This is a genomic window from Lacisediminimonas sp. (genome assembly GCF_030645335.1).
Taxonomy (GTDB): Bacteria; Pseudomonadota; Gammaproteobacteria; order Burkholderiales; family Burkholderiaceae_D; genus Lacisediminimonas.
The window spans coordinates 1-4902 of record NZ_JAUSNH010000237.1 but is presented as its reverse complement, the minus strand read 5'-3'; the positions used below and the strand labels follow the sequence as shown (position 1 = coordinate 4902).

Genomic DNA, 4902 nt, shown 5'->3' with positions numbered 1-4902 from the left:
AGGGCCTGCGCATACTCCGGCCGACATCTTCCATTCCCGCAATCGGTCTTGCACTGTCACGCATGGGAAACGGCGCCTACACCGACGCCGTGCGCATATTGCAGGAGGAACGCCTGCGCGCCCCGGCGGAGAATGACGAGCTCGACGTGTTCCTTGGCATGGCGCTGTCGCTGGCGCAGCGAAGGACCGAGGCGCATCGGGTCCTGAAGAACATGCTGGCGCGGCCAGGAGCGCCGTCAGCAGAACGGGAGCTCGCTAAAAAACTGCTTGCCGGGTCGGCCACTGGCGCGGCTTCGTCCTTGACCGAACTCGCGTCGAGCGCCAACCAGGCCATCCGGCAACACACCATCTTGTAAGGGGTAGCATTATGGAACGCATGGCATCGACAGCGCTGGAAGCTGTCCAGCAAGCAGACGGACTGCAACCGGGTCGGGGCATTGAAGACCTGGTTGAAGACCCGGACATCACGGCAGCAGGCGAGCGACTGCGCGAATTGCTTGGCGGTGGCGGCAATGGCGGGGATCGTGGTTTCGCCAGCGATGGCGCAGACCCACTGGCTGATCCTGATCGATCAGGATTCGCCAACCTGGGCGACGCCATCCTGCGCAAGCTCAGCGATGTCTCCCGTAGCTACCGAGAGCATTCCGTCACTGCGTTGAAGACAATAGAGGGACAAGCCAGCGGCCAGGGCAGCATGAAGTCGATCTCGGAGTTGCTGTCGCTGCAGTTCCAGATGGCGGAACACAGCCTGGAAATCGAAATGATCAGCAAAGGCGTATCCAAAGTGGTTTCCCACGTAGACCAACTGACGAAGCTGCAATGAACATACTGGCCATCCTGGTAGATGAGTGCGCCTATACGCTGCGCCGCAACGCAATGGCGAGCTTATTGGCCGTAGCAGCGCTGCTCACCGGCTGCGGCAGCCAGGTCGAATTACTGTCCGATACGCCGGAGACCGAGGCCAACGAAGTCTTGTCCGCCTTATTGGAAGCGAACGTGCGCGCATCCAAAATACCGGGCAAGGAAGGCATGGTCCGGCTAGCCGTCGAGCAGCCACAGGTCGCGAAAGCGATTGCCGTCATGCGCGCCGAAGGCCTGCCGCGTGAGCGCTATGCCAAGATGGGGGACGTTTTCCGCAAGGAAGGCATGATTTCGTCGCCGCTGGAGGAACGGGCGCGCTACCTGTGGGCGCTTTCGCAGGAGCTGGCGGCAACCGTCAACCAGATCGATGGCGTCTTGAAAGCCCGTGTGCATGTCGTTCTCCCCGAGCGCAGCAGCGGTGGCGAACCGGCAATGCCTTCGTCGGCGGCCGTGTTCGTCAAATACAAGCGCGGCTATAACCTCGATGACTCGGTAGCCCAGATGAAGCGCCTGGTTGCAAACAGCATACCGGGCCTGGTGCCGGACAAGGTATCCATCGTGCTGCTGGCCGCCAGCCCCAAGCCGGGTGAAACAAATGCGGCGAACATGACCAAAGTCTGGGGCATGTCCGTAGCCAACAGTGCGTCGGATTCATTGCAAACGCTGTTGTGGTCCTTGATCGCTCTGATGCTCGCGGCATTGGCCGGCGCCGGCTACCTGGCATGGCGGCTCTGGGGCAGGAACATCGCCGGGCGCGTCGGCACGCTGTCCAAGGTAGCGACCGGGACAACGCCATCCGCAGTGGAACCGACATGACGGCAGCCATGGATGGCGGCAGCCTCGGCCGCCTGATTGCCGACGACCGCGAGTTATTCAAGCGTCTTTATCAATTCAACTATTGCCCGGCGGAGTATTTGCACCCATCGCAGCGGAGCCGCTTCGTGTCGCACGAGCACGCGAACCGTTTGTGGGAAGCGCCACGGGCACGCGCCACGCTCTCGATCATGATCTTGCGCCAGCTCAAGCTGAGCGGCAAGGTGCGCTTCGACCCGTTTCTGCCGCAATGGCCGCTGCTGCTGCTCGACAGCCAGCGGCTTGTGCGCCTGTCACGCTATGTCGCGGCCGCTGTCCTCGGTCCGCAAGTCAGGAAAAGCGTAGCGCGCGAGGAGGTGCTGCAATGGAAGCGCACCCTAACGCCAGAACTGTACAAGTTTTCAATGACAGTGGCCAACCTGCTGCCAACGCCATCAGCGGAACCGGTTTTGGCGCATGGCCACCCAATCGAGGATCTGGGATTGGGCTGGATCGATTCGGCACTCGGCGGTGTACCTAATGAGCTGGTCTTGCGCACCCGCCTGAAATACCCGGCCAGCGCAACGCCGCTCCCTGTTCGTACCCACAAGGCAAAGGGACTGGTCAACGCAGTCCTCCTTTTACTGGAGCAAGAATGGTGTTCATCGTTCGCGACGAAAGCGGCCTGACTCGTCTGGACGCCAGCAAGAAAGTCATCAAGGCGAACGACTTCTGGGCGTATCGCCTGGCGGCCGATACGGTCGCTGACGCCCGCCGCCGCCATGATGAAATCATCTCGCGCGCAAAGGCAGCGTTCCTGGCGGAACAGCAGCGCGGTTATGAGGAGGGCAGCGAAGCAGCGCGGCTCGAACATTCGCGTCACATGGTGAAGCTGGTCGAAGATTCGATCGGCTATTTCGCCAGGGTTGAAGGCCAGATGGTAGAACTGGTCATGAATGCAATGCGGCAGATCATCAATGGCTATGACGATCGAGAGCGGGTGCTGGAAGTCGTCAAAAACTGCCTGTCACTGGTGCGCAGCCAGAACCAGCTGCGCCTGCGGGTGCACCCCTCCAACCTGAAGCTCGTCAAATCGCACGTCAGCGCAATATTGAAGAAACGCCCTGGCATGGGCCATGTCGACGTCATCGGCGACCGACAGCTTTCGACAGATGCCTGTGCGATCGAGACCGAGATCGGCACGGTAGAGGCCAGCATGTCAGGACAACTCGAGGTGCTGCGGGAGGCTTTTTCCAGGATTTTCGGCCCGCAGCGCGAGATTATTGACGGGCCTGCGGCAGCGAATGGCGGGGCGAGATTGCTGGCCGACGTGCCGAAACGGCGCACGCTGGTATAAAACTGCCGAATTTGCCGCAGCGAGTCAGTGCCAGGGTGCGCTTCATGGCCACAGCATGGGGCTAAAAGGCCTGGGGCTAGGGCACGTAGCCAGCGCAACGCCAACGTCCACTGGAAGTCCCGACGGCCGGCAGCAGCGCTGCCCGGGTTGAACCGGAATCAGAAGTTAAGCGGCACGCCCACTTTTTTTGACCGGCATCAGAAGTTGAGCGCCACGCCCGCTTTTTTGAAATGTTCGCGCAACACGGCACGAGCGCGCGAGACCCGGCTGCGCACCGTACCAAGCGGTATGTTGAGGATGTTCGCCGCGTCCTGATACGAGATTTCATCCACCGCCACCAGGGTCAAGACCTCGCTCATTTCTGGCGGCAGCTCGGCAAGTGCCTCGGAGACCATGCCCAGCATCTGTTTCTGGGTGAGGTGCTCCGACGGATCCATGTCGGGCGCGGCAAAATGGGCCAGCGACTCTTCGGTTTCGAACTTGTAGACGCGATGCGGGGCCCGGCTCAGATAATTACGCACCATATTCATGGCAATGCCAAACAGCCAGGTCGACAGCTTGGAGTCGCCACGGAACGTGCCGATGGTGCGGGCAGCTTCCGCGAACGCTTGCTGGGCAATGTCTGCGGCATCCTCCGGATGATCGATATAGCGGATCACGAATCGATACAAACGCCCTTGGTGTCGGGCGAACAATTGGCGGAACAGCCGCTCATGATCGTTCTCGGTGCGTGCCAGATCCATCGCGGAGACCATCTCCTGATAATCGATTTCAGGCACCTCGTTGACGGTGCCCGACGGCGTGGCGATCTGGCGTACTGGCAGCGGCCTGGGTACGGTTTGCTGGTGCTCAAATACCGATTGTGGATTCGCTGCCATGATTCGCTCCGATTGGATGGTTGTTGCGAGGGCATAGCCGTGCTGATCGCGCTTGTGCATGACAACGGCGACCAATGCGGGGATGTAGGGGAATGCTGCCGGGGATAAAAAACTGACTCGGGAGCGGCGTTGGCAAGACGGGGCTCTCGGAACAGGGCAAGGCGCGGGTGGGAACGGTTTGGCACGCACGTCGACCGCGGCGCGCCGCGGTATATCGTTTGTGCAGGCAAAAAAAGGTCCGAGCCATGAAGTTCCAGCCTGTAAGGTGGAACCACAAACTGCAGGGAGGCTTGCTTTCTTCGCGGGCAAACCAGGACCGGATCTACGGGCCTGTCTAGCGCGCCTCCGGCTACCGAGGCGCTGTCGCGTTGTCTGCTTACCTACCTAATTTGTGGTATTGACATGACCGGATTATTGAGGGGTGCGTTAAGCGGAAACAGAAGAATTAGTCGACGCTAACAACTGGCGTGAAGCGTGACGGTTGGGCTTGATGGCCAGCGACCTCGCTAAAAGTGCATGGAAATGAAAAAAGGGAGGGATCGTCATTTGCTCTCCTTCCCTTATTTGTGCTCGATTGACAGCCGCTGTTGGTCAATTGCCCCAGGTGCCATGTCAGGCGCAACCGCTTTGTCATCCAATCGCTGTCGCAGACTTCGGCCTTGGGGCTGTTACTACGACTTGGCCTTTTTTATGTGTCCTTTTTTATAGCCTGATGGCGTCGCAGAAGCCCACTAAGGCCCGGGCTTTTTCGTTGCTATTGCTATTGCTGTTGCTGTTGCTGTTGGTGCCGGTGCTGCTGACTTTGCGGCAGGGATAACCGGGTTGGGCACTGTATTCACGGGCGGCAAGAATGGGTTTGGCTGGTTTGGCTGCGGACTAAAGATTGAATTAGTCCCTATTGGTGCCGGTGCTGCTGGCTTTGCGGCAGGGATAACCGGGTTGGGCACTGTATTCACGGGCGGCAAGAATGGGCTTGGCTGCGAACTAAAGATTGAATTAGTCCCTGTAGCTGCG

General features: G+C 59.8%; 7 protein-coding genes. 6 read left to right on the top strand and 1 reads right to left on the bottom strand.

Annotated features, from left to right (window positions below):
- The 5 genes from Q7T64_RS16165 to Q7T64_RS16145 all read left to right on the top strand — a co-directional run.
- Positions 1-356 (top strand): hypothetical protein (locus Q7T64_RS16165; protein ID WP_370653348.1); only part of this gene is annotated, 356 nt, incomplete at its 5' end.
- A gap of 11 nt (positions 357-367) precedes the next feature.
- On the top strand, positions 368-823 hold the full coding sequence (locus Q7T64_RS16160; protein WP_304797820.1) for an EscI/YscI/HrpB family type III secretion system inner rod protein: 456 nt from the start codon (positions 368-370) through the stop codon (positions 821-823).
- The gene (gene sctJ, locus Q7T64_RS16155; protein ID WP_304797818.1) at positions 820-1677 is read left to right on the top strand and encodes a type III secretion system inner membrane ring lipoprotein SctJ; all 858 of its coding nucleotides are present in this window, start codon (positions 820-822) and stop codon (positions 1675-1677) included. The genes Q7T64_RS16160 and sctJ overlap by 4 nt, the downstream gene beginning before the upstream one ends.
- Positions 1674-2342, top strand: coding sequence for a SctK family type III secretion system sorting platform protein (locus Q7T64_RS16150; RefSeq protein WP_304797816.1), 669 nt, complete (start codon positions 1674-1676; stop codon positions 2340-2342). The genes sctJ and Q7T64_RS16150 overlap by 4 nt, the downstream gene beginning before the upstream one ends.
- Positions 2309-3010: an HrpE/YscL family type III secretion apparatus protein gene (locus tag Q7T64_RS16145; RefSeq protein ID WP_304797814.1), complete on the top strand. Its 702-nt coding sequence runs from the start codon at positions 2309-2311 to the stop codon at positions 3008-3010. Before Q7T64_RS16150 ends, Q7T64_RS16145 begins: the two co-directional genes overlap by 34 nt.
- Positions 3011-3207: 197 nt before the next feature.
- Here the strand turns inward: Q7T64_RS16145 and Q7T64_RS16140 are convergent, their stop codons facing one another.
- The gene (locus Q7T64_RS16140) at positions 3208-3948 is read right to left on the bottom strand and encodes an RNA polymerase sigma factor (RefSeq protein ID WP_304797812.1); all 741 of its coding nucleotides are present in this window, start codon (positions 3946-3948) and stop codon (positions 3208-3210) included.
- 762 nt (positions 3949-4710) lie between these two features.
- Between Q7T64_RS16140 and Q7T64_RS16135 the strand changes: the two genes are divergently transcribed.
- The coding region (locus Q7T64_RS16135) for a hypothetical protein (protein WP_304797810.1) at positions 4711-4902 on the top strand (192 nt) is incomplete at its 3' end.